We start from the raw sequence: 24,517 nt of genomic DNA, 5'->3' as shown, positions 1-24,517 counted from the left end.
CACGGCGACGGCCGTAGACATCCGACTCTGCGCCGGTGCAGCCCTTCGCGCCGCGCTCGGCTTCAGGGGTGGGCGCGGCAGTCCATCCTTGCTAGGGACTGCCGATCGCCAGCACCCAAGCTGGAACGGTCGCTCGCAGCGAGATGTCGGTCGCCGACTTGCACGACCACAGCACCGGACCTGAATGCAGGTGGACCGCATGCATCACCCCGTACCATCGGCGCATGAGCAAGGGATCACAATCCGAACGAGCGCAACTGGTCGACATCGGCGTCAACTTCCACTCGGCGCAGTTGGTGTCGCTGACTGACCAATTGTTGATGCGTGCACGGGCGGCAAACGTAACCCAGATCCTCGCCACAGGCACATCGGCGGCATCCAGTCGTCTGGCCCTTGAGCTTGCCAGAGCCAATCCGGGCACCGTCTTCGCGACTGCGGGGGTGCACCCCCATGACGCAAAGTCATTCGACCCAAGCACCTTCCGCAAGCTCACCGAACTCTGGGCATGCCCGGAAGTCGTGGCGATCGGAGAGTGCGGCCTTGACTACAACCGCAACTTTTCGACTCCCCAAGCGCAGCGCATTGCCTTTGAGCAGCAGCTGTCAATGGCTGTAGAGACTCGCAAGCCGCTCTTCCTTCACTGCCGCGACGCCTTCACCGATTTCCACGACATGCTTACCCCTGTGGTGGCCGACGGAGCGCGCGGCGTCGTGCACTGTTTCACGGGCAGCCGCGCGGAGGCGGAAGCCTTTCTCGCGATGGGGCTCGACATCGGCATCACGGGCTGGGTCACAGATCTCCAACGCGGCCAGGCACTTCGCGAAGCCCTGCCAGCCATTCCGATGGATCGAATGCACCTTGAAACGGATGCTCCTTACCTATTTCCCAAGAACGCCGAAACGCGTCGTGGGCACAACGAGCCGGCGAATCTACCCTGGGTCGCGGCAAGCGTGGCAGAGCTCTTGGGCCGCGACGTCGACGAGATCATTCAGGCCTGCAGTTCCAATAGCCGACGGATGTTCGGCCTTCCAGGCAATTGACAGGGCTTCGGCCCCTCTGGTCGATGCGCATGACATGCACGGCGCGCCGCAGGCACACTTTCAGCGCGAGCAGGCTCGGTCATAAGCGAATTTCCTGGCAAGTTGTCCAGCATCAAACCGAGCACCGTGCCTCCCCGGCGATGCCGGGCCGCGCTGTACGTGCTGCGCATCGAGCCACCTGCGGCGTCTCGCCCCTTCGGCTCCCATCGCTGATGCCTTCGCGGCGGTGCCGCTGCGCGCTGCGGGTGGGGGCTGGCTTGCTGTTCCCTTCATCCTTGCACACCGTTCTCGCGGTCAAGGTCTGCGCGTGCTGCGCACGCTGGCGTCCTGCCGGCCGTCTTTGAACCTGTGACAGCTGCGCTGCGGCGTGCCGGTTCCGGTCTCGGGCAATCCCGCCCGATCACTGGAGTTCGCCATGTCGCACGATCTGTTCTCTTCCCTCGATTCCTTCGTTGCCGTTTCGTCTGCTGCCTCTTCGCTGCTCGTTCGCGATGTCGCGGGCGAGTACCGTCCGGCCGAGGCCAACGAGGTGCTGCAGGCCGCGCAACGCGTGTTGGCGGGCCGGGTGCGTAGGACTGACGTGCTGACGTCGCCGGCGGTGGTCAAGGACTTCCTGCGGGCACGCCTGGGGAACCTGCCGCATGAGATCTTCGCGGTGGTCCATCTGGATGCGCAGCACCGGGTACTTGACTACGTAGAGATGTTTCGGGGCACGGTGAGCCAGACATCGGTGTATCCGCGGGAGGTGGTCAAGGACGCGCTGAGCCGGAACTCCAGTGCGCTTTTGCTCGTACACAACCATCCGAGTGGTTCGCCGGAGCCGTCGCGGGCTGACGAACTCCTGACGCAAACGTTGAAGTCGGCTGCCGCGCTGGTCGACGTGCGGGTGCTGGATCACCTGATCGTCGCGGGCAGCGACGTGATGAGCTTCGCAGAGCGCGGGCTGCTGTGACGCAAAGGGCCGACGGCCCTTTGCTTTTCTTTCTGTTTGTGCGCGCTGTGCGCGGACAGGCTCGCTTCAGCGATCGCTTGACCGGGTGTCGCTGCAAGGTCGCTCTGCGCGACCCTTGCATCAGGATGCGCCGAGCAGGATCACACCGACCGTCAGCAGAAGACATCCAGCCAGGCGCCACCGCCCCAACGGCTCACGCAGCACCAGCATCCCCAGTAAGGCGCCGATCATCATCGACATCTCGCGCGCCGGCGCGACCAGGCTCAGCGGCGCGCCGCTGCTCAGCGCCCCGAGCACGAGGATGTACGACAGTGGTGCCAGCGCGCCCACGGCCAGGGCGAGATGCCAGCGGCCTTGCATCGCGCGCATTGCCTGTGCGCGGCCGGGAACCATCCAGGGCAGCAGCATGCTAAGCCGCACCGTGTTCGCGCACCAGTCCAGGACGACGGGCGCGATCGCCAGCGTCTTCACGCCGTACGCGTCCACCACCGTGTACGACGCGATCAGCAGGCCGGTGGCAATGCCCCAGCGGATGCCTTTCTGCGCGGACGATTGCCGGAACATGGCCCAGCGTCCTTGGGTAGCGATGAGGCCGATGCCGGCGAGCACGGCGCCCACGCCCAGCAAACCATGGGGCGTGGGTGTCTCGGCAAGCAACACGAAGGCGCCGAGCGTCGAGAACAGAGGCCCCGTGCCACGCGCGACGGGATAGACAACCGACAGGTCGGCCACCCGGTAGCCTTTCTGCAAGCACAGGCTGTAGCCCAGGTGCAGCACGCCGCTCAGCGCGATGATGCCAACAACGGCCATGCTCCACGGCATGCCGTCGCGCAAGAGAATCCAGCAGACCCAGGGCAGGTAGAGGACGGCGCCGACGGCGGTGTAGGCAAAGACGAACGGCGGCCCCACGTCCGCAGCGCGCTTGGCGAGCAGATTCCAAAGGGCGTGGACTAACGCGGCCAGGACGACCAGCAGGAGGGATGACATCGACATGAGGCACTCCGAGTAAAGGGAACAAGCACGGGAGGGACTCGACGTCTCCTCCTCTGGGCTTTTGTCCCTCGGGTGCAGCCACGGCGCAGGCCGTGGTTTTCGCTACGCTCGGTCCAGACCACGCGCCTCTCGGTCGTGCGGAACCCTAGTTGCCACTCAGTCGATGAAGCGATTTTGACCGATGACCCATATGAATGCGCAAGTGCGTGGCGGGCTCATGCGGCATTGCTGTCGAGACGACGACGCTGCGGTCTCACCTCGTAGGCCGGAGCGGCGATCTGACGCTTGAGTGGCTGGGTGGCTGCGTCGATACTTCTCGCCATGCTCGCATCCACCCAAGAAGAAGCCGACACGATCTCCGCGTATATGAAGTGGCAGGCACCCGACTTGACCGTCGAGTTCCTTCAGAAGGTGTACTCGGAGAATGTCCTCAGTTCGAAGCACGATGTGTGGGATGTGCACACCAACGTGGACCGGTGGTGGGTCATCACCGGGATGACCAACCTCTACTCGCAAGAGCAGTTCCCGAGCATGGACCTTGCGCTGACGTTCCACATCGGGCTGTGCCTGCGCATCCCGATGAATCATCGGTCCAAGCTGGACGAGCTGCCGATCGAGCCCTTCGGGGAGTGCTATCGCTACCTAGAAGAAGCATCCGAGGCGGTTCGGCATGCGCACGAGGTCGGCGACTACCAGGCAGTCGGTGTGCGATGTCGCGAAGCGCTGCTCTCGCTGGTCGGGGCCGCGCAAACTGTTATCCCCTGGACATCCATCGAAGAGAAGCCGAAGCGTGCGGACCTGAAGGCTTGGGCTGATCACATTTGCGCGACGGCACTGCCTGGCGCAACGCACGAGCACAGACGGCATCTCTTCAAGACGCTGCTGGAGAGCGCGTGGAAGTTCGTCAACTGGCTGACCCACAGCAAGAATTCGAAGTGGCATGACGCAGAGGCCGCCTTCTCGATCACGGAGCATGCCATCGGGCATTGTTCGGCCGTGGTGGTTCGACTGCTGCGGAAGGTGCCCGAGGAGTGCCCCGCCTGCGGATCGCATCGTCTGTCCCCGCAACGTGGATTCCACGAGGATTTTCCGGACGACGAACTGGAATGGCCGGCCTGCGACAAGTGCGACTGGATGGGTGAGCCGGTGTTGATCGAAAAGGTGCCGCATGAACCCGAGGAGGACAACAGTCCCCCGCCATCAGGTGAGCACGTCCTGCCGACCGTGCCGCTGAGAACGCTGATACGCCCAAAGGGCGGCGGCGCGGTAACCGAAGAGTAGACCTGGACGATGAGCGACGACGGCGCAGGCCACTGATTTTTGGAAGGCCCACGATAGTGCCGAGGCCAATGTTGTGTTCTCTTGCGGAGAGCTGTCGCGGGAGTCCAGAAGCATCAGCCTCTTGACGGCGCGCTCTACGCGCCAGGCGGGTCGCCATCGGCTTCTCCCGTGGCTTCGGCCTTGGGCACCAGGCTCACCGACCAATGCCCACCTTCCTCTTGTCGGGCGGCCAGAAGGTCGTAAGTCTTGACCATGTTCAGCAGCCCGGAGTGGCCGTAGGTCTGCGGTGAAAAGGCGGGGTCGGTGCGCTTGAGGTACTGGCCGAGGGCGCCCAGTCCGACCTTGCCTTCGGAGGTATCGCTGGCCAACAGTGACACAGCGTCGATCAGAAAGCGCGGCCGGCGTTTGACGGCTGGCTTGGATGACTCCAGCTTCGGCGGTTCGGCCTTGACTGGTTCCGTCTTCGCCGTGGCTTTGGGTATGGTCTCGCCAAGGGCCTCCACTGTCGGCTCCGGGCGCACCCATTCGAAAAACTGGTCGCTGGCGTTGCGCAGTGCATCGGGTGTCTTGGGCTCACCGACGATGCAGACGGTGGCGCCGCGCTCGCGCAGCTTGCGACAAAGATAGGCGAAATCGGAATCGCTGGTGACCAGGCAGAACGTGTCGGCCCGCTTGTCGAACAGGGCTTCGAGCGCATCCAGCGCAAGTGCGATGTCGGCGGTGTTCTTGCCGGCGGCGTACTGGTATTGCAGGCAAGGTGTGAAGGCCAGTCGCACCAGGGCGTCCTGCCATTTGTGGGCCAGCGTGCCCTGGTTGCCGTAGCCACGGCGCAGAACGACGCGGCCGAACTGCGCAACCATACGCAGCGCGTGCTCGAGGATGTCGGGCGGAACGTTGTCGCAATCGACCAAGACGGCCACGCGTGTCTCTGCTGGTGTGGAAATGGTGCTCATCCGGAATTGTGTATTTCTGGGTCTGCGCTTCCTCAAAGGTAGCGGATTCCGGGCGCCTCCGGTCAAGTGAATATGACCGGCCGCGCTGTCGTGCTCGCGCATCGAGCCGCTACGCGTCTCGCCCCCTGCGGGCTTCCATCGTTCCCTCCCCGCGGTCGGCTGACGCCTGCGCGCTCCGCTTGCCTCCAGGGGACCGGCTCGTCAGCCCATCCCCGCCGCACTGCGTTTGGCGCCCCTGCCATGCCGCCGAACAGGCTGCGCCTGATCGGCTGAATTCATCTGATCAGGCGTGCCGTCGGCACGCGGGGGCGCTCGCCGCGCGGCGTGGGTTTCAGCGCATGCCCTGGCCCTTCGGCCGCTGATCGTCTTTCCCCAAGTCCATCGCTTTCTCCCGCGACCGTGGCCCGCGGTGCCTGGCCGTCAAGGCGCGCAGGGCCGAGTCCTCGCTGCGCTGCGGGCCGCACCAACCCTGCGCTTCTCCCTTGACGGCCAGTCCCTCGCTGGCCCGGTTCCTCGCGGGCGATGAACTCAGGAAAGACGGCGGCAAACAGGGACCGGCCCAGGTCCATGCGCCGAACCCACCGAAGCCACAACGGGCTCCGAATCTTGGAATCCGGTCAGCTTTGAAACCGCAACAGCAACTTCGTTTATTGGAGAAAGATCATGCAACTCGCATCACGTTTCGCTTCCCATTCCCCGGCGCTGCGCAGCGATTCCCCGCTGTCCGACGACCAGATTCGCAGGGTGGCCCCGTCCATCTTCGCGGACGCCCCGCATGAGAGCCGTTCCGAGCGGTACAGCTACATCCCCACCGGGGCGGTGCTGACTGAACTGCGGAAAGAAGGGTTCCAGCCCTTCATGGCGTGCCAGACCCGCGTGCGCAACGAGGGCCGGCGCGAGCACACCAAACACATGCTGCGCCTGCGCCATGCCAACCAGATCAACGCCGCCGAAGCCAACGAAATCATTCTGCTGAACTCCCACGACGGAACGAGCAGCTACCAATTATTGGGTGGCATGTTCAGGTTCGTCTGCAAAAACGGACTGGTCTGCGGCGACACCGTGGCCGACGTGCGCGTGCCTCACAAGGGCGACGTGGCCGGGCAGGTCATCGAGGGCGCCTATGAGGTGCTCGGTGGTTTCGAGCGTGCGCAGGCATCACGCGAATCCATGCAGGCCGTGACGCTGGACGCTGGCGAATCTGAGGTGTTCGCCCGTACAGCACTCGCCCTCAAGTATGACGATCCGGACAAGCCTGCGCCGATCACGGAAACCCAGGTGCTGATGCCGCGCCGCTTCGACGACCGCCGCCCCGACCTGTGGAGCGTTTTCAACCGCACGCAGGAGAACCTGACCAAGGGCGGATTGTCTGGACGCACCGCCAATGGCCGCAGGCAGCAGACCCGACCCGTGCAAGGCATCGATTCGGACATTCGCCTGAACCGCGCCCTGTGGCTGCTGGCCGATGGCATGCGCCAACTCAAGGCCTGAACCGCTCCCCCGCCGGAGGGGCGGTTCCCCTCCATTCCTTCTTCTCACTCGATTGGAGATTCACCATGAACGCCGTTAACTACACCGAAGCCCAAGCCGTCACCACCACTGCAAACGTGCTGCAAGCCGCCGACCCGAGCAAGCACATGATCCTGGTGCCGCTGTCGCGGCTGGTGCTGCGCTCCTCAGGCCGCAACGTGCGCAAGACCGTCCCGCGCATGTCCGTCCCTCAGTTGGCCGCTTCGATCCAGCGCGTGGGGCTGCTGCAAAACCTGATCGTGATCGCCGCTCCCGATGGCGAACGGTATGAGGTGATCGCCGGTGGGCGACGCTTCGCTGCGCTCAAGCTGCTGGCGAAGAAACACCGCATCGCCAAGGACTGGGACGTGCCTTGCCTGCGGGTGGCCAATGGCACGGCACGTACCGCGAGCCTCACCGAGAACGTGCAGCGCGAAGCCATGCACCCCGCAGACCAGTTCGAGGCATTCGCTGCACTGGTGGCCGAAGGCCGGCCCATCGAGGACATCGCAGCGGATTTCAGCGTCACGCCGCTGGTGGTGCAGCGACGCTTGAAGCTGGCGAACGTCTCGCCGCGCCTGATGGCCGACTACCGGGCCGATGCCGTCACGCTCGACCAACTCATGGCGCTGGCCGTCACCGACGACCATGCTTCGCAAGACGCCGCGTTCTACGATGCGCCACAGTGGCAGCGCAGCCCGTCCGCGCTGCGCGAACGCCTCACCGAGCGCGAGATCGATGCTTACCGGCATCCGCTGGTGCGGTTCGTCGGGCTGGACACCTACGAAGCCGCAGGCGGCGGCATTCGCCGCGATCTGTTCGCCGAAGGCGATGCGGGCGTGTACCTTAACGATGCGGTCCTGCTGGAACGGCTGGCGCACGACAAGCTGGCGGGCGTCGCTGCCGAGGTGAAGGCCGAAGGCTGGGCATGGGTGGATGCCACGCTCGCCGCCAGCCACGCCGATCTGCAAGCTTTCCAGCGTGCACCGAGGGAACGCCGCACGCCGGGCAAGCGCGAGGTGCAGCGCATCGAGAAGCTGCAAGCGAAGATGCAGGCCATTGGCGAAGCTGTGGATGCAGCGATGGATGCTGACGACGAGGACAAGGTCGAAGCCTTGCAGGAAGAAGGCGAGCGCCTGGGCGCGCAGTTGCAGGCGCTGGAAAATGGCTTGTTGGACTATGCCCCGAACGTGCGGGCCGCAGCCGGTGCGATCGTCGCCATCGACCGCAACGGCGAAGCCGTCATTCATCGCGGCCTGCTGCGCGAGGCCGAGGCGAAGGCGCTGCGCACGCTGGACAAGCTGCGGCGCGGTGTCGGCAACGTGGAAGGCGAAGCGGCCAACGATGAAGGCGAGGACGCCGGCGACGCACCCAGGACCGCGAGCCTGTCCGACCGGCTGACGCAGCGGCTGAGTGCCCATCGCACCGCCGCGCTGCAAATCGAAGTCGCCCGGCATCCGCATGTCGCGCTGGCCGCGCTGGTGCACGGCATGGTGCAAGCCGTCTTGCAGCCCGACGCCTACGGCGACGGCCTGCCGCTGGGCGTGTGCCTCACAGTGCAAGACCGGCTGGAAGCCATGGCCCCGGACTGGCCTGGATCGTCCGCCGCCGTGGCACTGCGCGAACTGCAACAGGTGGCAGGTGTTGCCTTGCCGCAGGACAGCGCCGAACTGTTCGCCGTGCTGCTGAGGAAGTCGCAAGACGAACTGGTGCGACTGCTGGCGGTATGCGTGGCGGCCACGGTGGACGTGGTGACCCCTCGCGCAACGCCACGCCAGCCCGGCGAGGAACTCGCGCAGGCCGTGGGCCTCGATATGGCCGCATGGTGGCAGCCGAGCGCCGAAGGCTACTTCAAGCACGTTCCGAAGGCCGCGATCCTGCAAGCCGTGGGCGAGTACGCGCCGGAGCACGTCAACCGGCTGGCGAAATTGAAGAAGGCCGACACTGCCAGCGAGGCCGAGCGGCTTGCCGATGGCACGGGCTGGATGCCGGTCATCTTCAAGACTGAAAGGCAGGAAACGGCGACGGAAGAAACGCAGGGGCAGGATACCCAGGCGGATGCCAAGACCATGGCGGACGAACCCGAAGCACTGGTCGCTTGACCTGCACTTGGAGAGCAGCGCCCCGGCTTTGGCCGGGGCGCTTTGCTTGGGGTGTTCCGACCCCAAAGCCAGTGAGTCAAAAAATCCGGGCGCGCCGGCGGCCGCGCCCGGTGTTCAAACCCACGGCTGGACGCCGTGACTGAATGCACGGCCCTGCCGTATGATTGGCAGTACAGCCGCGTCATGCTGAACCTGCTGCCGGGTTAAACGACGTTTCCACAAATCCCCTTCGCTGACCGTGCCCATTCCCCGGTCGATGCGTAATCGGCAGACATCGACCAGTTCAGAGGAATTTGGCATGACTGTCTCGACGTTTTTTGTTTCCGAAGCCGCCCTGCGTACCCTCAAGCAGAGGGCGCAACGCGGCGTCAAAGGTGTTTCTTCGTCCCACCTGAGCGAAGCGGTCGCCGCCGCTTTGGGGTTCCAGACCCATGCTGCGCTGCGCGCAGCCCTCGCGGATAACGCGACGGCCGAAGCGCAGAAGCCCAGCAATGCCCGGCTGGTGCAGCGCTTGCGGCAGTTCGGCTACGCCGCCCCCGATGACCTGCGGCTGCTGCCCGAGTTCGAGCACTCCTATTCGCCGTTCAAGACCTTCCCGCTGCGAACACAGCGGAGCGCGCGCTGGCGGGTCTGGCGGAATTTGATGGTGGCGGCGATCAATGCCGGCCTCGAGCAGCGGCTATTCGGGTTGTCCGAGGGCGAGAACTGGTGGCCGGGTGGAGCAGAGGACAGCCACCACTGTGTGCAGACCACCTATCGTTTCATGGTCGACGAGGATCTTCCGGCGATCGCCCGTGTGGATGCCATCAGCGGCGGCGAGCTTTCCATCAACGTGGTTCTGAGACCCCGGAAGGCCGACATAGAGCCGGAGTGGTATAGCGACTTGACCACCGGGGAGGCGGTGGCTTGTGGCTGGGTGGAGCGGCGACTTGGTGCCTGGCTTCAAGACGGCGGGGAAAACGTTCATTGCAAGCGTGCCTTGCAGTCCCACCTTGCGGATGTGGCGATCGAGCCTGCGGGTTACGCCGTCCAGGGCAGCTTCTTCATGTAGGCGAGTCATCGTGTCGTGTCGGTTTCGGGGCTTCGCGTGTCGGCGCGATGCACCGCCGGGCTTTGCGGGCTGCGCCCCATGCCGTCTTTGACGTCATGGCCATTCGGCTCCAATCCCTCACGCCTTCGCGCCTGCGTCGCTGCGCGCTTCGCTTGCCTTCCGGGGATCGGCACAAGGCCCATCCCCGCCGCGCGCAGCTCGGCGCCCCTGAAATACCGCCGAACCGGTAGGTAACCGGATCGGCCCCACCGTCACCCCAGCCGCAATGGCCGGGGCGTGGCGAGCACGCCGTGGCTTGCTGCGACAGGTTGTGCGGATGCGTGCCCTCCTCGACGCTGGCAGATCCTGCCCATCGCGTCACGAAGGACGGTTCACGACGATCCAGGATCGGCACCCAGCATTGCCATGGAGTTTCCACGCCACACCTCTGGCCCGACGCCGACAATTGCGGCGGAGGCGTTATCGCCTGTCGTTGGGTTGGTGACCTGGCAGGCGTCAGTCAGCGAGCCAGAACAGCCCTTATGCGGCGATGCCGAGTCGGGCCAGCTTCCTTTCGGAGCGGTTCGGCCCAAGGCGTCCTTGTGTTGTTGTGAATCCTGGCGGTGGCGCAGCTGCGCCTCGGGCTTCATGGCTGCAACCGTCCGGCGAAAACAATTTCCCCTGCTTCTTCACTGCATTCGGCGCATTCCTCGCGGGACAAATTCTTTTCGCCATCCGGCTCTCCACTGCGTTGCGACCGCAGGCGGTGCAGCCGGCCCGCCCCCCGCCGGCCGGATCACAACAAGGACGCGATGGGCGCGAACCTTGTTCAACCGAAAGGAAACTTCATCATGGCCAACATCGGCACTTTCACCGCAGACAAAGACGGCTTCTCCGGCACGCTTCGCACCCTGACGCTCAACGTCAAGGTCAAGCTGGTTCCCAACGACAAAGGCGATAAGGAAAACGCCCCTGACTTCCGCCTCCAGGCGGCTAGTCACGACATCGGCGCAGCGTGGAAGAAGATCAGCGAAGCCGGGCGCGAGTACCTGTCCGTGAGCCTCGACGATCCTTCGTTCCCGGCGACGATCTATGCCCGCCTAATTGCAGGCGAGGACGGCACGCACGACCTGATCTGGTCGCGCAACAAGCCACAGGCGGCCTGACGGCCGCTCTTCCGTGCCCCGTCTATGGCAGCGGGGCACGGGTGATCGAATCGGCGCGCGCTACTTCTTCCAGTAGCCGTCCAGGTACTGGTGCAGCTCGTCACGCTTGATGGGCGCTCGGCCGCTGTAGCTTTCCATCGCCTTCGCAACCTTGTCGCGGTTCTCGTTGGAGATCGCGTAGTTGCGCGTCTTGAGGTATTGGTCGATGAAGAATTCGACCTCATAAGTCTCAGACATCGCCACATAGATGCGGTCGATTTTGCCGATGTACCGCTTGTTATCGTGATCCGACCAGTCGCCCAGTTCCGCCATGTGTCACTCCTGAAGCTGAAGATTCACAGGTTGTTGCGGAATCCGTGGATTTCAACGGCCCAAAGACTAGGGAAAACCTGTAGTCACTCCTGCAGAGAGGAGCCGGGTATTGGAATGCCGGAATGCCGGAACCTATGCCCGTGCTGCCGCGAGTTGGCCTTCGGCCTCGCTCATCAACACGGCCGTACTGCATTCGAGGGCGCCGGCGATCTTGAAGATGATCGCCAGCGTAGGCATGTGCTCGCCGCGCTCGATCTTGCCCATGTGTGAACGCTCGATGCCAGCCAGGTGCGCCAAGGTCTCTTGCGCGATGCCACGCTCCGTCCGTAGCGCGCGCACCGCCGCGCCGAAGGCTTGGGCCAGCTCGGCGTCGAAGGTGGTCGCGCCGGCCGGACGGCCGCGCTGGATGGTGCGCTTCTCCATGGACAGAAGCGTCACGTCGCAGCACAATTAAAACCACGTTATCTTTAACCTATGTGCCGCGAGCTGCTGTTGGTGCCTTTACGGAAATCCGCATCGACGCATTTCCTCCAACGCACAGAACCTGATCCGACTCTTTGCTGACTTCCGCCATTACGCCTGTGAGTCTTTGCGCTTCTACGGATCTGTGGGTTTGTGCATGTGTGCTTTCGTGCGAAGGCACGGATGCGGTTCAGCGGCTTCGTGTTTTTGTGGAGATGTAGATGAACCCACTTCTCACCGACGACGACCGCTGGCACCTGCTGGCCAACGGCGAGGCCCGCGCCGCCGGGCAAGACACCGATCCGATCCCCGTGGTGCGCCTGTTCACCCCGGATGCCCACGCCACCTGGCTGCTGGCCTGGCTCGATCCGGCCGATGGCGATACGGCGCATGGTGTCATCGACCTGGGGATCGGCATGCCGGCGCTCGGCTCCATCCGCATTTCCGACTTGGCGTCCATCGTCGGGCCACGCCAGCAGCCCGTGATGCGTGACCGCTATTTCCAGCCCGTGAGGCGGCTGTCGGAATACCTGCGCTTGGCCGAAGAGAACGGCTCGATCCTCGACTGAGGAGGCAAGGCTGAGACGGCGCATCGAGTCCGTTTCGGTCTGGCCTGTGACGTGCTGGGTCTCAGTCGGCACTGTTGCACCGCAGCGGTGCGTGCCTGACCGAAACAGTCTCGATGTCTGGCGCGGCCCGCGGCACCCTGGTCCGTGCGACGCGCCATTTCGGCGCAGTGTCGTCGTCGCATTCGGACGATCCTCGCAACGCAACGGAGCCCATCGGTCTTGACATGGCCAGCGTAACGCCTTTTCAATGACACCTTGACGATGGCTTCATAGCCCGCCGGTTCGCCGTGGCGACGCACCCCAGCACAGGGAGGTGACGTCATGGCCGATCGCAGAGCCGAACCCTGGTACGCCACAGCGGCGTACCTCTACGTCCTGCACCTGGACGAGCTGGCCTTGGCCTGGGAGTACCTGCGCAGGCACCCGGACTACCGGCTCGACTGGCTGCGCCGCCGCGACCATTCGAAGGCGGCGCAGCGTTGGGGCTTGCGGCTGCTGGAAAGTCCGGATCTGGACGCGCGGGATGCGCACCCGGCCTGGCTGCCCGGCCATGCGGCTGTGGTGCAACTCCACCCCGACGCAGACCCGTCCTGGAGTGCCAACGTCTTCGCGTTCTGGTCCATCCCTGGGCACAAGCAGTTGATGCACGACGGCAAGAGTCTGGCGTTGATCGCGCGCAGCAGCGGCCGTTGCCTGCGCTTTGCGCTGGCGCCTGGCTTGGACGATGGCATGGCCGTGGTGTGCGCGCATCGCGGTGGGGCTGCGCCATCCATTCCTCGCCGTGAACTGGGGCCGGTGCTTGGCATCGTCAAGCCCAGACCGGCGCCGGCTGCGCTGCTGGAACTGCACACCCTGCAGGCGCTGGACGCGATCCTGGCGGGTGCGTCCTTTCGCGAAGCCGCCGAAGGCGTGTACGGCGCAGATGCGGTGGCCATGGGCTGGCACGCAGACGGCGAGCTGCGCGCCCGCGTGCGCCGCTTGGTGCGGCGGGGCCAAAACCTGATGCGCGGCGGCTATCGCCGCCTGGCACAGCTCCCGCCGCTCAAACAGGGACGTTCTGCGGGCGGTGCAAAACGTCCCTGAGCAGGACGCCTTGCTTTCTTGAGACTGCCTCCATCCGGTCGCGCTGTTGTGACCGGCGACCCAGACCGATGGAGGTTCACACCATGAGACCCGCTCCGTTGCGGCCCGCTGCCGCACCCGCCACCCCGACCAAGCCCGCGACCGTGCAGCCCGCCCGCTACCTAACCAACGACGAGGCTGCCGAGTTCCTGCGGCTGTCGCCGCGTACGCTGGAGAAGCAGCGTGTCATTGGCGGCGGCCCGCGCTTCCGCAAGTTCGGCCGGCGCGTCATGTACTCCGTCGCCGATCTCGAGGCCTGGGCCGACGCCCGCAGCTTCGAGGCCACATCCGATCCCGAATACGCCGAACGCCATGCGGGTGATCACCGTGATGGCCGCTGATCCCCGGCGCGACAGTGGTCCTTGCTTCGTCCATCCCTCGGCCGCAACGCGAACAGCTCGACCTGTTCCGCGCACTGCCGGGCGACATGGCGCCGCGCGACGCCCAGGACCTGATGGCCTATCCCTTCTTCTCGCTGGCCAAGTCACGGCGTGTGGCGCCGATCGACTTCCGCTCGGGCGGCGTAACGGTGCGTGTGGAGGGAACGCAGGAGCACGGCATCGCGACGATCTGGGATGCCGACATCCTGATCTGGGCCGCCAGCCAGATCGTCGAGGCGCGCGACGCGGGCATCCGCCCGTCGCGCTGGATGCAGGCCACGCCGTACGAGATCCTGCGTTTCATCGGCCGCGGCACGTCGCTACGCGACTACCAGCGCCTGAAGGCCGCACTGGATCGCCTGCAGTCGACCACGATTGCCACCTCGATCCGCGAGACCACCGGTCGGCGGCTGCACCGCTTCTCCTGGATCAACGAGTGGAAGGAACGGGCCGACACCAAGGGCGTGCCGCTGGGCCTCGAACTCATCCTGCCGGACTGGTTCTATGCCGGCGTGCTGGACGAAGCGCTGGTGCTGACCATCGACCCAGCGTACTTCAAGCTCACGGGCGGCATCGAGCGCTGGCTGTACCGTCTGGTGCGCAAGCACGGTGGCAAGCAGGAATCCGGCTGGCAGTTCGACTTCCGGCACCTGCACCGCAAGTCAGGCAGCGCGGCGCGGTTCTCGGACTTCGCCTACGACCTGCGCGCCCTGGTGGCACGCCAGGCCTTGCCGGGCTACACCCTGACTATCGAACGCTTGCCGGAGGAGCCGGAGCTTCTGGTGTTCCGGCCAAAGTTATCCACCGCGAACCCATTCCAGGTCGGCAGACGGTGATTTTGTGGACAACCGGTGAGCGACCAGTGGACGGGCTCGTGCTATCAGGCGCAAGAGGTGTCGTGCTATCGGGAGTACGACCCTCGTGCTATCAGGAGAACGGATCGGCCGGAGAGCCAATGCTGGCGCGGGTTTCGGGCCTCCTTAACTTACCTAACTACAGAGATCTAACTTTTAGTAGGAGCGCGCCGGCTCGGTGGACAACTGCTGAAAGTCAAAAACCGCCGCCAAACCGAAGCCAGGAATCGGCTCATTCACCAGGTCGATCGGCAGGCCGATCAGCAGACAGCTTTCCAGCACGGAGAGCCACGCCATGATCGTCGCCCTGCTCAACCAGAAAGGCGGCGTCGGCAAGACCACACTCGCCACCCACATCGCCGGTGAACTGGCGATGCGCGGGCAATCGATCATCCTGCTGGATGCCGACCCGCAGGGGTCATCCCTGGACTGGACGCAACGGCGCAGCCAGCAAGGACTGCCGCGCCTCTTCAGCGCCGTCGGCTTGGCAAGGGAAACCCTCCACCAGGAAGCGCCAGAACTCGCCAGGCGGGCCGATCACATCGTGATCGATGGGCCACCCCGAATTGCCGCACTCGCGCGCTCAGCGCTGCTCGCTGCGGATTGCGTGCTGATCCCGGTGCAGCCCAGCCCTTACGACCTCTGGGCCAGCGCGGAGATGGTGGCACTGATCCGCGAGGCTCAGGTGTTCCGGCCTGCGCTGCGCGCGGCCTTCGTCATCAACCGGCGCATCGGCACGACGGTAATCGGGCGTGAGGCGCGCAACTCGCTCGCCGATCAACCGCTGCCCGCGCTGCGTGCCGAGGTACGCCAGCGCATCATCTTCGCCGACAGCGTGGCTGCTGGCCGGCTGGCGCGAGAACTGGCTTCGGACGGTGCGGCTGCACGCGAGATCACCGCGCTGGTCGATGAACTGCTGCGGTGGTCGCCATGAGCGGCGCGCCAAGCAAGCGCGCCACGCGCATCCCCATCGGCGCGCGGCCGCCGGCGAATCCGCAAGTAGAGGCTTGGATTCGCCAGGGCGATGGCGCTGACCTCACCAAGGGCGACCTCTATACCGCTCGCCTGACCCTCGACGTGACGCCTGCGCTGCGCGCCCGCATCAAGGTGTCTGCGTTCACGCAGAACACCACGGTGGCCGAACTGCTACGCGCTTTGCTCGAACGCGAATTCCCGGAGAAGACACCATGACTGCGAACAGCCAGGCGCAGGCAAGCGCCGACACGAACGCACCTTGGCCAACACCGCACGCACTCGCCGGACAGTCCGGCGGCGTGCCGCTGACCCGCGTTGCACTCGCCTTCGTGGACAAGCGCATCAATCTCTATCTGCGCTTCGGTGAGCCGGTGCGCACCATCCAACTCGACCGCTGGCGGCGCAGTGTGGCGTTCCTGCCAGCGTCCATCTTCTGCCGCATCCGCTGGGAGTCGAACGACTACGGCACGACGCGCTGGCAGCTCATGGTGATGCAGGCGTGTACGCCGCTCGACGCGGTGCAGCGCATCCCCGGCGTGCAGCCTGGCGCGCGCATCCTGCTGCACGTCGAGGGCGAGCGGAAAGTGCAGGCCGTATTGCCGCTGATCGACGCCATCGAGGCGCTGGGCATCGCTCCCGTCGACGTGTCTCCCGCGTATTGGCGTACGCTGGGCAACCGTGTGGCGGCGCACCAGCCGCTGCCGGAATACATGGCCGAGCGGCATGCCGCTTGGCTGGCCGGGAGGGCGCTGCAATGACGGCCACCCATCCGTCGAATACCGCGCCAGAAATCACGCAGCGCCCTCGCTCGCGTCGGTGTGTTCGCATCCTGCTCGCGATGCTGTCCGCCTGTGGCCTTGCGGCGATGGCCTGGGCGTCTTTCGTGCGGCCTAAGGCGCACGTCGTCTACAACCCGACCGACAGCATGCCGGTCGGCTGGTATCGCATCGAGCCAATTCGTTCGCTCACCGACGAGCTGCAACCGCCGTTGTCCGTCGGCAGCATCGTGCTGGCGCATTTGCCTGCAGACGTAGCCGCACTGGCTGCGCAGCGCGGCTACCTGCCGTCGCACATCCCGTTGCTCAAACGTGTGGGTGCGATGGCGCCTCAACGTGTTTGCATCGTGGATGGCGAAGTGAGCATCGACGGCGTGCCGGTGGCCGCCGTGCTGCGCGCTGATCGGCTGGGCCGTCTGCTGCCATCTTGGCCGCAGTGCCGGGTGCTGGTCGAGGACGAACTGTTCCTCTTGAGCACGACCAATCCGGCGTCGTTCGACAGCCGGTACTTCGGGCCGATTGATGTGTCCGACGTGATCGGCATTGCGCAGCCGATTCATCTGGAGAAGCGGCCATGACCCGATTCCATCGTGCGCAGACTGATCGGTCGCAGCAACGAGCGCATTGGGCTCGCGTGTGCGCTGAACCTCGTTCTTTTCGTAGGTCGCTGCACGTCGATGACGTGCTATCCAGCATGTCGCTCTCGACGCGGCTGATGCGTCGTTGCGCGTGCAGACTTCGTGCAGTCGCACCGCATCTGGCACTGCACTCCGCGCTGCATCCGCTGACCGATTTGCTACGTGTTCCCGCGCACGCTCGCGTGCGCCCCCACGTGCAGATGGCTTGCCCCGAGCGCACCATGCCGGTGGCATGGACCGCGCTCGCCGGCCGGTTGGCTGCGCCCTGCGCAGCGCCGCCGGGGCATCGCATCCCCGTGCCGTCAGGCCGGGGAAAGATGCAGGGCAAGATTAAAGGGGCCGGCACGCTGCCGGCCTGGAAGCGAGTCTGCACGTGGGGTTGGCGCGGCACGCGCCATTGGGCGGCACCGTGCCGCGAGGTTCGGCAACACCTTGTCAGTGTTGGCAAAACCGCGTGCCTGGCACGCCTTGACGCGTTGACCTTAGCCGGAGCAACTCCATGAGAAAACGCGGAAACTCGGGCGGCGAGGACAATTTCCGCGTCCAGCCCGGCGCTCCGAAGCAGCGCGGCCAGACCTTCGTCTCGCAGGTGCTGCGCCAGACCACAAAGGCTGCCAACGCCACTGGCGGCAAGCGTGGCAAAGGCGGTAAAGCACCTGGCTCGCGGCTGGGACGCGGCCATGTTGCAGCACGTTTCACTGGGCAGTCCCTGTCCGCCAGTTCGCGGCGTGCCACGGTCAAGGTGCGGCTGGTTTACCTGAAGACGGCCGGCGCGCGCTCGACGATCACTCACCTGCGCTACATCGAGCGCGAAGGCGTGGGCCGAGAGCAGGACGCCGGCAAGGCCTATGGGCCGCTGACCGACGAGGCGGATGTGGCGGCGTTCGAGGAGCGCGGTCGGGAAGACCGGCACCAGTTCCGCCTGATCGTCTCGCCCGAGGATGCCGAACAGCTAGATGACCTGAGCACCTACACCCGACATCTGATGGGCCGCATGGAAGCGGACCTGGGCACACGGTTGGACTGGGTCGCAGTGAACCACTAGAACACCGACAACCCGCACACGCACATCGTTCTGCGAGGCAAGGACGACACGGGCAAGGACCTCGTCATCTCGCAGGCCTACATCACCCGGGGCATGCGCGAGCGTGCCGCGGAGCTGGCCACCGAATGGCTGGGGCCGCGCACAGAGCTGGAGATCCAGCGCACGTTGTCCCGCGAAGTCGATCAGGAGCGTTGGACCAGCCTGGATCGCACCTTGCAGCGCGAAGCGCGGGACGGTTTGAATCTTGTCGATCAACCAACTGACGACCCGAAGATGCAGCAGCAGCGCGTGCTGATGGTGGGTCGCCTGCAGCGTCTGCAGCGCATGGGCTTGGCCATCGAAGAGCGCCCAGGCGTCTGGGCCATCCATACCGATGCCGAGCAGACGTTGCGCGCGATGGGCGAACGCGGTGACATCATCCGCACGATGCAGCGTGCGATGGGTGGCCAGCAACGCGAGCTGGCAGTGTTCCAGGCTAGCGAGGACGGCCGTTCCATCGTCGGGCGCGTTGCCGCTAAGGGCCTGGCCGATGAGCTGTACGACAAAGGCTACCTGGTGCTCGATGGCACCGACGGCAAGGCGCACTACGTGGCGCTGCCGGCCAGGACCGAACTGGAACAGTACCCGGTTGGCGCGGTGGTCGAAGCGCGCGGTTCAACAGAGGTTCGTTCCGCCGACAAGAACATCGCCGCGCTGGCGGCCGATGGCCTCTACCGCACCGATCACCATCTCGCGGTTTCGAAGGCACAGGCCCAGTCCCAAACCACCGCTGGACGCGATCCGCGTGAGGTGGTCGACGCCCACGTCCGCCGGCTGGAAGCACTGCGCCGTGCCGGCATTGTGGAACGCGTGGCCGAGGGTGTTTGGCGGGTGCCGGGCGACTTGCCCGAGCGAGGCCGTCAGTACGATGCGCAGCGACTCGGCGGCGTGGCGGTGGAGTTGCGCTCGCACCTGCCCATCGAACGGCAGGCCCGTGTGCTCGGCGCGACCTGGCTGGATCAGCAGTTGATCGGTGGAAGCAAAGGTTTGAGCGAACTGGGTTTTGGTAGTGAGGTACGCGCCGCGCTTCAACAGCGCTCGGATTTCCTGACCGATCAGGGGCTCGCCGAGCGGCGTGGGCAGCGCGTGATCCTTGCGAGCAACCTGTGGGCGACGCTGCGAGGTCGGGAGCTCGTGGCAGCAGGCCAGACCATTGCGGCCGAGACTGGGTTGCAGCATCGGCCGATAGCCGATGGAGAGCTCGTCAGCGGGGTCTACCGGCGTAGCGTGATGCTCGCCAGCGGGCGCTTTGCCGTGCTGGTTGACGGGCTTGGATTCAGGCTGGTGCCTTGGAAGCCGGCGATCGAGCAGCGTTTGGGGCAAACCATTGATGCGACGGTGCGAGGGAGTAGCGTGTCATGGGAGTTTGGTCGACAGCGGAACCTGTCTCGATGACATCACGAAAGCTCTGGCGGTAGAAGTAAGGCAACGCACTTGCAGCATTCATTTGACAAGCGGAAGCAGTCGCGTCCGCGTCATGTCATCGCAACAATTTACGCCAAGCATTGCCATGTTTCGATCGACTTCGTAACGCAACAATTGAATTGCGTGGGCAACACCTTCTCCTCCTGCCACAGCGGCCGCGTAGTTGAATGGACGTCCTATGAATGCGAATCGTGCGCCCAACGCTAGAGCCTTGAGGACGTCAGAGCCTCGCCGAAAGCCCCCGTCAACCATCACAGCAAGCGATCCCGCCGCGTCGATGATGCGCTCAAGGACCAGCATAGGCGCTACAGCGCAGTCCAATTGCCTGCCTCCGTGGTTGGAGACGATCACGCCATCCACACCAGCTTTGACCGCATGCGCCATGTCGTCCGCACTTAAGATGCCTTTGAGCACCAATGATCCGCGCCACGCGGAGCGTATGCGTGCGATATGCGACCAATCCAAATGATCTCGTGCGGAGAAGTCGCGAAGTACATTGCGCGAGAGAATCGGTGCGCCGCGTTCAGCAAACGAATTCTCAAAATGAGGCATGCCATCCCTAAGAAAAGTGCGAGCGAAGGTGCCCAGCAACCACTGTGGTCTAGTGAGTCCGTCTATCGCGAGCCGCACGCTTGGTTTAAGCGGCGTCGAGAAACCTGTGCGGATGTTGTTCTCCCGGTTAGCGCCAACGGGAATATCAACCGTTATCACGAGCGTTTCGTACCCCGCGCGACGTACGCGCTCTAGCAGCGAGAGGATACGGCCGATGTCACCTGGCAAGTAGGCTTGGAACCATGTGCCAGGTGCAGCCTCGGCCACCGCTTCTAGCGGCGTCAGTGACGAACCACTGAGCACGGCGGGAATGTTCGCTTCTCGCGCCGCGCGCGCGAGCGCGATATCACCCCGATAGCAGGAAAGCGCCGCCAGTCCCATGGGCGCGATTCCAAATGGACTCGCGTAGGTAACGCCGAAAATCTGTTGCTGCTGTGTGCGCGCCGACACATTGACCAACACACGCGGCACCAGACTCCATGCGTCCATAGCCGTGCGGTTAGCACTCAGTGAACGGTTGTCCTCCGCAGCGCCCTCGACGTAGCCATAAATGGGACGCGGCAGAATTCGCCGTGCAAGTGGCTCGAAATCTTTGAGCGCAAGAACGCTCGCCAGACGGGAATGCATGGGATGGAGGCGAGTCAGGCGAGCGTCTGCCCACCGTCGACGGTGATGGTGCTGCCGGTGACGTAGGCCGATGCGTCCGAGGCGAGCCAGACGGCAATCTCCTTGAGTTCCTCCGGTCGTCCGATGCGACCGAGAGGGACCTGACGCACGAATGCTTCGTATTTTTCGGGGATGGACATCTCGGTCTCGGTGAGCGGTGTGAGGAAGCGGCCGGGAGCCAACACATTGACACGCACGCCGAGGGGCGCCCACTCCATCGCCAGGGCACGCGAGAGGTTGATCACGGCGGCCTTGGCCGCGGAGTACGGTGCGTTGCCAGCCCGTCCGCGCAGCCCGGCGGTGGAGGCGATGGTGATGATCGATCCTGCTTGGCGCTGCACCATGTGGCGACCCACGGCACGACAGACCTTGAAGGCGGACGATAGGTTCGCCGCGATCACCGCATCCCATTCGGCGTCGGTGACGTCCAGCGTCGGCTTGCGCAGGCTGCCGCCGGCCGCGTGCACGAGCACGTCGATACGCCCGAATGCGACCAATGCCGCCTGCGTGGCCGCCTCGATCTGGGCGGTGTCGGTGGTGTCCGCGACAGCCACCAGCGGGCGTCGGCCGCAGGCTTCGATCTCACGCGCGACGGCTTCCAGGTCGGCGCGTGTGCGCGAGACCAGCACCACGTCGGCGCCAGCCTGGGCCAGGCCCTGCGCAATCGCGCGTCCCAGTCCTTTGCTTGCGCCAGTGACCAGCGCCACGCGTCCTTGCAGTGGCGTGCTGGACGCGCGCGGTGCGAGGGTCGTAGTTGGATCGTTCATGCGTCGCGCTCTCTGATCATTCCGGCTTGATGCCGGCGGCGCGGATGATGCCGCCCCATTTCGCTGCATCCGCCTGCACGAAGGCACGGGTGGCGGCAGCATCGGACGCCAGCGTGGTCAGCCCCAGGCCCGCCAATTGCGACGCCACCTCGGATAGCGCCAGCGCGGAGGTGAAGGCTTCCTGCAGCCGCGCCATGATGGATGCCGGCACCCCGGCGGGCGCGAACACCGCATACCAGACCGAGGCAGTGAACTCCGGCAGGCCGGACTCGGCAACGGTGGGTACCTGCGGCAACTGGCTGACGCGTGTTGCGGAAGTCACCGCCAAGGCGGTGAGCGCGCCGCTCCTGATCTGCGGCAGGAGCGGTGGCATGTTCTCGAACGCCAGTGTGATGCGGCCGGCCAGCAGATCCTGCAGCGCGGGTGCAGTGCCCTTGTACGGCACGTGGATCATCTCGGTGCCGGTCATGCGCTCGAAGAGCTTGGCACACAGGTGCTGCGTCGAACCTTGGCCCACCGAGCTGTAGCTGAGTTGCCCAGGTCGCGCTTTGACATAGGCGATGAGCTCGCGCACTGAGTGCACCGGCAGCGACGGCGGTACCACCAGCACGTTGGGCACGGTGGCCACTCCGATCACCGGCGCGAAGTCGCGCAACGGGTCGTAGGGCAGCTGTGGATAGAGCGCCTGCGCCGTCGCATAGCCCGGCGTGCTGCCCAGCGTGAGGGTGTAGCCATCGGCCTTCGCGCGGGCGACCGCCGTGGTGCCGATCACGCCGCTGGCGCCCGGCTTGTTCTCCACCACCATGGGTTGGCCAAGCAGCCGGCCGGCCTCACGCGCCAGCAGGCGGCACAGTAGGTCATTGGTGCCGCCCGCCGCCCACGGACTCACCAGCGTGATTGGGCGCGAGGGATACGCATCGGCGAACGCCGGCAGTGCATGGGCAAGGCTACCAAGGCCAAGGGCTTGGAGAAGGTGACGCCGCTGCATGAGGGGTTCCTTTCTTTCTTCACGCCAACGGCTGGATCTCAAACGTGCAGACGGTTTCCACCGGCGCCGTGTAGATCAGGTCCGGCACGCTGAGACTGGCGCGCGCCATGGCCGCTCGCTCTGCGCCGAAGACCTCCGCGAACAGGTCGGAGGCGCCGTTGGAGACATAGGGTGCATGTTCGAAGCCGGGTGCACCGTTCACGTAGACCAGCAACTGCACCACGCGCAGGATGCGGTCGAGGTCGCCCAGCACGGCTTTGGCCTGCGCGAGGTGGTTGATGGCGCACAGCCGTGCCGACTGGTAAGCCTCTTCGACGGAGACCTTGTCGCCCACCTTGCCCAGGTAGGGAAATTCGCCGTTGATGTGGCCCAGCGTTCCCTGGCAAAAGAACAGATTGCCGGCCGCCACGCCTGGTACCAGTGCCGTATTGGCCTTGATCACCGGCGCGTCGGGCAACACGATGCCGAGCTCGCGCAGGCGCGCGTCGATGGCACCCATGCTCACGCCACCTCGGCCACGCACTCGATCTCCAGCAAGAAGTCTTTGCGCGGCAGGCGGGCCTCGACGGTCGTGCGCGCGGGCCATGTGGCCGGGTCGTTGCCGAAGAACTCGCGGTAGATCTCGTTCATCTCGTCGAAGTCGGCGCGGCGATCAAGGAACACGTTGACTTTGACGACGTGGGACAACAACGAGCCGGCTTCCTCCAGGATGTTTTTCACATTGGTCATGCACTGGCGCATCTGCGCGGGAAAGTCGCCCTTCGCCAATTGCATCTCACCGTGATAAGCGGGACAGCCCGACACGAACACGAGGTTGCCCGTCCTTACAGCGTGCGCGTGAGGGGCCTTCGTGCGCGTCACCTTGGGGCTGTAGATCACTTGCTTGGTCATGCGAACTCCTTCGTGGAATGAATGCATGCAATGTGCCCGCGCACTGGCGTAACGACAAACGATTCTTTTTGCACAAGGTGTTGCGCATCACGCAACACCGCCCTTACAGTGGCGAGCGTGATTCTGCAAACCTCTCTCCTGCGCTTTCAGGAGATCGCACATAGCGGTTCCATCCGCGCCGCCTCCGAGCGCCTGTTCATCACGCCTTCGGCGCTCAGCCGCGAGCTGCAGAAGCTGGAAGAGGACTTGGGCGTTACGCTGTTCGAGCGCCGCGCGCGTGGCATGGTGCTCACCGCCGCCGGCAAGGTCTATCTCAACCACGTGCGCGATGCGCTCAACGACATCGAGCGCATGCGATCGGAACTCGATGCGCTGCAGAACTTGCACCGTGGGCACGTGTCGATACTGTCGGTCGAGGGCTACGCCTCCGACTTCCTAGCGCCGGCCATCGCACAGTTCCAGGACAACTACCCCAATATCACCTTCTCGCTGCGCATCACGGGCGCCAGCGCGGTGGTCAGCGGCATCGGTAGCGGCGAAGCCGACATCGGGCTGGTGTTCAATCTGCAACCCACGGAAGAGTTGCACTCCGTGCTGCATCTGCACGTGCCTTTGCTGGCCGTCATGGCGCCTGGTCATCCGCTGGCGGCGCGCAACAGCCTCACGTTGTCGCAGCTCGTCTCGCAACGGTTAGCGCTGCCGGACACCTCTTTCGGCGTGCGCCGGTTGATCGATCTGCAAAGCCAGTTGTCGAAAGTCCGCATCGCGCCAGCGCTGGAAGCCAATTCGCTCGCCGTGCTGCGCGGCTTCGCGCGCAGCGGCGGCGGCATCACGCTGCTCTCGCGCATGTCGATCCGCAGCGAACTGGCCGCGGGGCAGTTGGTGGGCATCCCACTGGCCGATACCCTGCTCAGTCAAGGCGGCATCGATGTCTGTACGCTCGGCCACCGCAAGCTACCCGTGGCGGCGGCGGCGTTTCTCGATCACCTCATCCGCACCGCACACACCGCTGAGTGATGCGGTCCGCTGC

Annotated in this window: 26 protein-coding genes and 1 pseudogene; 17 read left to right on the top strand and 10 right to left on the bottom strand. The window is 65.0% G+C overall.

The features are described from left to right. Positions 1-224 precede the first annotated feature (224 nt). Positions 225-1,040 (top strand): TatD family hydrolase, encoded by an 816-nt coding sequence (locus M5C96_RS09740; protein ID WP_272568805.1) that lies wholly within the window; start codon positions 225-227, stop codon positions 1,038-1,040. 415 nt (positions 1,041-1,455) lie between these two features. After that, positions 1,456-1,992, top strand: a complete 537-nt coding sequence (radC, locus tag M5C96_RS09735) for a RadC family protein (RefSeq protein ID WP_272568803.1) — start codon at positions 1,456-1,458, stop codon at positions 1,990-1,992. 120 nt (positions 1,993-2,112) lie between these two features. On the opposite strand, the gene M5C96_RS09730 is transcribed toward radC, so the two are convergent. Continuing rightward, on the bottom strand, positions 2,113-2,985 hold the full coding sequence (locus M5C96_RS09730) for a DMT family transporter (protein ID WP_272568800.1): 873 nt from the start codon (positions 2,983-2,985) through the stop codon (positions 2,113-2,115). Positions 2,986-3,306: 321 nt separating this feature from the next. Between M5C96_RS09730 and M5C96_RS09725 the strand changes: the two genes are divergently transcribed. Next, positions 3,307-4,266: a hypothetical protein gene (locus M5C96_RS09725; RefSeq protein WP_272568799.1), complete on the top strand. Its 960-nt coding sequence runs from the start codon at positions 3,307-3,309 to the stop codon at positions 4,264-4,266. A 134-nt stretch (positions 4,267-4,400) separates the two neighbouring features. On the opposite strand, the gene M5C96_RS09720 is transcribed toward M5C96_RS09725, so the two are convergent. Next, positions 4,401-5,219, bottom strand: a complete 819-nt coding sequence (locus M5C96_RS09720) for an NYN domain-containing protein (protein ID WP_272568797.1) — start codon at positions 5,217-5,219, stop codon at positions 4,401-4,403. A gap of 663 nt (positions 5,220-5,882) precedes the next feature. Here M5C96_RS09720 and M5C96_RS09715 point away from each other — a divergent pair. The 4 genes from M5C96_RS09715 to M5C96_RS09700 all read left to right on the top strand — a co-directional run bounded on the left by M5C96_RS09715 (position 5,883) and on the right by M5C96_RS09700 (position 11,026). Next, complete coding sequence (locus M5C96_RS09715; RefSeq protein ID WP_272568796.1) at positions 5,883-6,710, top strand: DUF932 domain-containing protein; 828 nt, start codon at positions 5,883-5,885, stop codon at positions 6,708-6,710. Positions 6,711-6,775: 65 nt separating this feature from the next. Then, positions 6,776-8,830, top strand: coding sequence for a ParB/RepB/Spo0J family partition protein (locus M5C96_RS09710; protein WP_272568795.1), 2,055 nt, complete (start codon positions 6,776-6,778; stop codon positions 8,828-8,830). 298 nt (positions 8,831-9,128) lie between these two features. After that, the gene (locus tag M5C96_RS09705) at positions 9,129-9,881 is read left to right on the top strand and encodes a hypothetical protein (protein WP_272568793.1); all 753 of its coding nucleotides are present in this window, start codon (positions 9,129-9,131) and stop codon (positions 9,879-9,881) included. Positions 9,882-10,711: 830 nt separating this feature from the next. Further along, entirely contained in the window at positions 10,712-11,026 is a 315-nt protein-coding gene (locus tag M5C96_RS09700) for a DUF736 domain-containing protein (RefSeq protein WP_272568792.1), read from the top strand. Between the two features lie 60 nt (positions 11,027-11,086). Here M5C96_RS09700 and M5C96_RS09695 read toward each other — a convergent pair whose 3' ends face one another. Together M5C96_RS09695 and M5C96_RS09690 are read right to left on the bottom strand one after the other, a co-directional pair. Continuing rightward, positions 11,087-11,263: a hypothetical protein gene (locus tag M5C96_RS09695; protein WP_272568791.1), complete on the bottom strand. Its 177-nt coding sequence runs from the start codon at positions 11,261-11,263 to the stop codon at positions 11,087-11,089. 207 nt (positions 11,264-11,470) lie between these two features. Next, positions 11,471-11,761: a helix-turn-helix domain-containing protein gene (locus M5C96_RS09690; protein ID WP_272569673.1), complete on the bottom strand. Its 291-nt coding sequence runs from the start codon at positions 11,759-11,761 to the stop codon at positions 11,471-11,473. Between the two features lie 260 nt (positions 11,762-12,021). On the opposite strand from M5C96_RS09690, the gene M5C96_RS09685 reads away from it, so the two are divergent. The 4 genes from M5C96_RS09685 (at position 12,022) to M5C96_RS09670 (ending at position 14,707) form a co-directional block, all read left to right on the top strand. Beyond that, positions 12,022-12,369, top strand: a complete 348-nt coding sequence (locus M5C96_RS09685) for a DUF2958 domain-containing protein (RefSeq protein ID WP_272568790.1) — start codon at positions 12,022-12,024, stop codon at positions 12,367-12,369. A gap of 321 nt (positions 12,370-12,690) precedes the next feature. After that, entirely contained in the window at positions 12,691-13,452 is a 762-nt protein-coding gene (locus tag M5C96_RS09680) for a DUF2285 domain-containing protein (RefSeq protein ID WP_272568789.1), read from the top strand. A gap of 83 nt (positions 13,453-13,535) precedes the next feature. Further along, complete coding sequence (locus M5C96_RS09675; RefSeq protein WP_272568787.1) at positions 13,536-13,832, top strand: helix-turn-helix transcriptional regulator; 297 nt, start codon at positions 13,536-13,538, stop codon at positions 13,830-13,832. Positions 13,833-13,918: 86 nt separating this feature from the next. Next, a complete protein-coding gene (locus M5C96_RS09670) occupies positions 13,919-14,707 on the top strand; it encodes a replication initiator protein A (RefSeq protein ID WP_442867372.1) in 789 nt (262 codons plus the stop codon). A gap of 174 nt (positions 14,708-14,881) precedes the next feature. Here the strand turns inward: M5C96_RS09670 and M5C96_RS09665 are convergent, their stop codons facing one another. Then, positions 14,882-15,022, bottom strand: a complete 141-nt coding sequence (locus M5C96_RS09665; RefSeq protein WP_272568783.1) for a hypothetical protein — start codon at positions 15,020-15,022, stop codon at positions 14,882-14,884. Between M5C96_RS09665 and parA the strand changes: the two genes are divergently transcribed. From parA to M5C96_RS09640, 5 genes and pseudogenes are all read left to right on the top strand, one after another. Beyond that, positions 15,021-15,659, top strand: coding sequence for a ParA family partition ATPase (parA, locus tag M5C96_RS09660; protein WP_272568781.1), 639 nt, complete (start codon positions 15,021-15,023; stop codon positions 15,657-15,659). The genes M5C96_RS09665 and parA overlap by 2 nt on opposite strands. Further along, positions 15,656-15,916 carry a chromosome partitioning protein ParB gene (locus M5C96_RS09655; RefSeq protein WP_272568780.1) on the top strand — a complete coding sequence of 87 codons (261 nt, stop codon included), beginning with the start codon at positions 15,656-15,658 and terminating at the stop codon, positions 15,914-15,916. The genes parA and M5C96_RS09655 overlap by 4 nt, the downstream gene beginning before the upstream one ends. Then, positions 15,913-16,458, top strand: a complete 546-nt coding sequence (locus M5C96_RS09650; RefSeq protein ID WP_272568779.1) for a DUF2840 domain-containing protein — start codon at positions 15,913-15,915, stop codon at positions 16,456-16,458. The genes M5C96_RS09655 and M5C96_RS09650 overlap by 4 nt, the downstream gene beginning before the upstream one ends. After that, positions 16,455-17,054 (top strand): S26 family signal peptidase, encoded by a 600-nt coding sequence (locus M5C96_RS09645; protein WP_272568778.1) that lies wholly within the window; start codon positions 16,455-16,457, stop codon positions 17,052-17,054. Before M5C96_RS09650 ends, M5C96_RS09645 begins: the two co-directional genes overlap by 4 nt. A 559-nt stretch (positions 17,055-17,613) precedes the next feature. Then, a pseudogene (locus tag M5C96_RS09640) lies at positions 17,614-19,593 on the top strand (DUF3363 domain-containing protein). Between the two features lie 48 nt (positions 19,594-19,641). Here M5C96_RS09640 and M5C96_RS09635 read toward each other — a convergent pair. From M5C96_RS09635 to M5C96_RS09615, 5 genes are read right to left on the bottom strand one after another with little or no spacing between them, the layout of a single operon-like run. Further along, positions 19,642-20,802, bottom strand: a complete 1,161-nt coding sequence (locus tag M5C96_RS09635) for an alpha-hydroxy acid oxidase (RefSeq protein WP_272568777.1) — start codon at positions 20,800-20,802, stop codon at positions 19,642-19,644. Positions 20,803-20,816: 14 nt separating this feature from the next. Further along, positions 20,817-21,608, bottom strand: coding sequence for an SDR family NAD(P)-dependent oxidoreductase (locus M5C96_RS09630; RefSeq protein WP_272568775.1), 792 nt, complete (start codon positions 21,606-21,608; stop codon positions 20,817-20,819). A gap of 16 nt (positions 21,609-21,624) precedes the next feature. Next, the gene (locus tag M5C96_RS09625; RefSeq protein ID WP_272568773.1) at positions 21,625-22,596 is read right to left on the bottom strand and encodes a Bug family tripartite tricarboxylate transporter substrate binding protein; all 972 of its coding nucleotides are present in this window, start codon (positions 22,594-22,596) and stop codon (positions 21,625-21,627) included. Positions 22,597-22,615: 19 nt separating this feature from the next. Continuing rightward, positions 22,616-23,095, bottom strand: coding sequence for a RidA family protein (locus M5C96_RS09620; protein ID WP_272568772.1), 480 nt, complete (start codon positions 23,093-23,095; stop codon positions 22,616-22,618). 2 nt (positions 23,096-23,097) lie between these two features. Next, entirely contained in the window at positions 23,098-23,487 is a 390-nt protein-coding gene (locus M5C96_RS09615; protein ID WP_272568771.1) for a RidA family protein, read from the bottom strand. 117 nt (positions 23,488-23,604) lie between these two features. Here M5C96_RS09615 and M5C96_RS09610 point away from each other — a divergent pair, with 117 nt between their 5' ends. Continuing rightward, positions 23,605-24,504, top strand: coding sequence for a LysR family transcriptional regulator (locus M5C96_RS09610; RefSeq protein WP_272568769.1), 900 nt, complete (start codon positions 23,605-23,607; stop codon positions 24,502-24,504). Positions 24,505-24,517: the final 13 nt, after the last annotated feature.

The sequence above is a fragment of the Acidovorax sp. GBBC 1281 genome (assembly GCF_028473645.1).
GTDB lineage: Bacteria > Pseudomonadota > Gammaproteobacteria > Burkholderiales > Burkholderiaceae_C > Paracidovorax.
Note: the sequence above shows the minus strand (reverse complement) of the source record. Positions and strands in the feature narration are given on the sequence as shown.

What these genes read in the sequence shown, in the direction of transcription:
- M5C96_RS09740 (WP_272568805.1), top strand. Translation starts at nt 225, where the DNA reads ATGAGCAAGGGATCACAATCCGAACGAGCGCAACTGGTCGACATCGGC.
- radC (WP_272568803.1), top strand. Translation starts at nt 1,456, where the DNA reads ATGTCGCACGATCTGTTCTCTTCCCTCGATTCCTTCGTTGCCGTTTCG.
- M5C96_RS09730 (WP_272568800.1), bottom strand. Translation starts at nt 2,985, where the DNA reads ATGTCGATGTCATCCCTCCTGCTGGTCGTCCTGGCCGCGTTAGTCCAC.
- M5C96_RS09725 (WP_272568799.1), top strand. Translation starts at nt 3,307, where the DNA reads ATGCTCGCATCCACCCAAGAAGAAGCCGACACGATCTCCGCGTATATG.
- M5C96_RS09720 (WP_272568797.1), bottom strand. Translation starts at nt 5,219, where the DNA reads ATGAGCACCATTTCCACACCAGCAGAGACACGCGTGGCCGTCTTGGTC.
- M5C96_RS09715 (WP_272568796.1), top strand. Translation starts at nt 5,883, where the DNA reads ATGCAACTCGCATCACGTTTCGCTTCCCATTCCCCGGCGCTGCGCAGC.
- M5C96_RS09710 (WP_272568795.1), top strand. Translation starts at nt 6,776, where the DNA reads ATGAACGCCGTTAACTACACCGAAGCCCAAGCCGTCACCACCACTGCA.
- M5C96_RS09705 (WP_272568793.1), top strand. Translation starts at nt 9,129, where the DNA reads ATGACTGTCTCGACGTTTTTTGTTTCCGAAGCCGCCCTGCGTACCCTC.
- M5C96_RS09700 (WP_272568792.1), top strand. Translation starts at nt 10,712, where the DNA reads ATGGCCAACATCGGCACTTTCACCGCAGACAAAGACGGCTTCTCCGGC.
- M5C96_RS09695 (WP_272568791.1), bottom strand. Translation starts at nt 11,263, where the DNA reads ATGTCTGAGACTTATGAGGTCGAATTCTTCATCGACCAATACCTCAAG.
- M5C96_RS09690 (WP_272569673.1), bottom strand. Translation starts at nt 11,761, where the DNA reads ATGGAGAAGCGCACCATCCAGCGCGGCCGTCCGGCCGGCGCGACCACC.
- M5C96_RS09685 (WP_272568790.1), top strand. Translation starts at nt 12,022, where the DNA reads ATGAACCCACTTCTCACCGACGACGACCGCTGGCACCTGCTGGCCAAC.
- M5C96_RS09680 (WP_272568789.1), top strand. Translation starts at nt 12,691, where the DNA reads ATGGCCGATCGCAGAGCCGAACCCTGGTACGCCACAGCGGCGTACCTC.
- M5C96_RS09675 (WP_272568787.1), top strand. Translation starts at nt 13,536, where the DNA reads ATGAGACCCGCTCCGTTGCGGCCCGCTGCCGCACCCGCCACCCCGACC.
- M5C96_RS09670 (WP_442867372.1), top strand. Translation starts at nt 13,919, where the DNA reads ATGGCGCCGCGCGACGCCCAGGACCTGATGGCCTATCCCTTCTTCTCG.
- parA (WP_272568781.1), top strand. Translation starts at nt 15,021, where the DNA reads ATGATCGTCGCCCTGCTCAACCAGAAAGGCGGCGTCGGCAAGACCACA.
- M5C96_RS09665 (WP_272568783.1), bottom strand. Translation starts at nt 15,022, where the DNA reads ATGGCGTGGCTCTCCGTGCTGGAAAGCTGTCTGCTGATCGGCCTGCCG.
- M5C96_RS09655 (WP_272568780.1), top strand. Translation starts at nt 15,656, where the DNA reads ATGAGCGGCGCGCCAAGCAAGCGCGCCACGCGCATCCCCATCGGCGCG.
- M5C96_RS09650 (WP_272568779.1), top strand. Translation starts at nt 15,913, where the DNA reads ATGACTGCGAACAGCCAGGCGCAGGCAAGCGCCGACACGAACGCACCT.
- M5C96_RS09645 (WP_272568778.1), top strand. Translation starts at nt 16,455, where the DNA reads ATGACGGCCACCCATCCGTCGAATACCGCGCCAGAAATCACGCAGCGC.
- M5C96_RS09635 (WP_272568777.1), bottom strand. Translation starts at nt 20,802, where the DNA reads ATGCATTCCCGTCTGGCGAGCGTTCTTGCGCTCAAAGATTTCGAGCCA.
- M5C96_RS09630 (WP_272568775.1), bottom strand. Translation starts at nt 21,608, where the DNA reads ATGAACGATCCAACTACGACCCTCGCACCGCGCGCGTCCAGCACGCCA.
- M5C96_RS09625 (WP_272568773.1), bottom strand. Translation starts at nt 22,596, where the DNA reads ATGCAGCGGCGTCACCTTCTCCAAGCCCTTGGCCTTGGTAGCCTTGCC.
- M5C96_RS09620 (WP_272568772.1), bottom strand. Translation starts at nt 23,095, where the DNA reads ATGGGTGCCATCGACGCGCGCCTGCGCGAGCTCGGCATCGTGTTGCCC.
- M5C96_RS09615 (WP_272568771.1), bottom strand. Translation starts at nt 23,487, where the DNA reads ATGACCAAGCAAGTGATCTACAGCCCCAAGGTGACGCGCACGAAGGCC.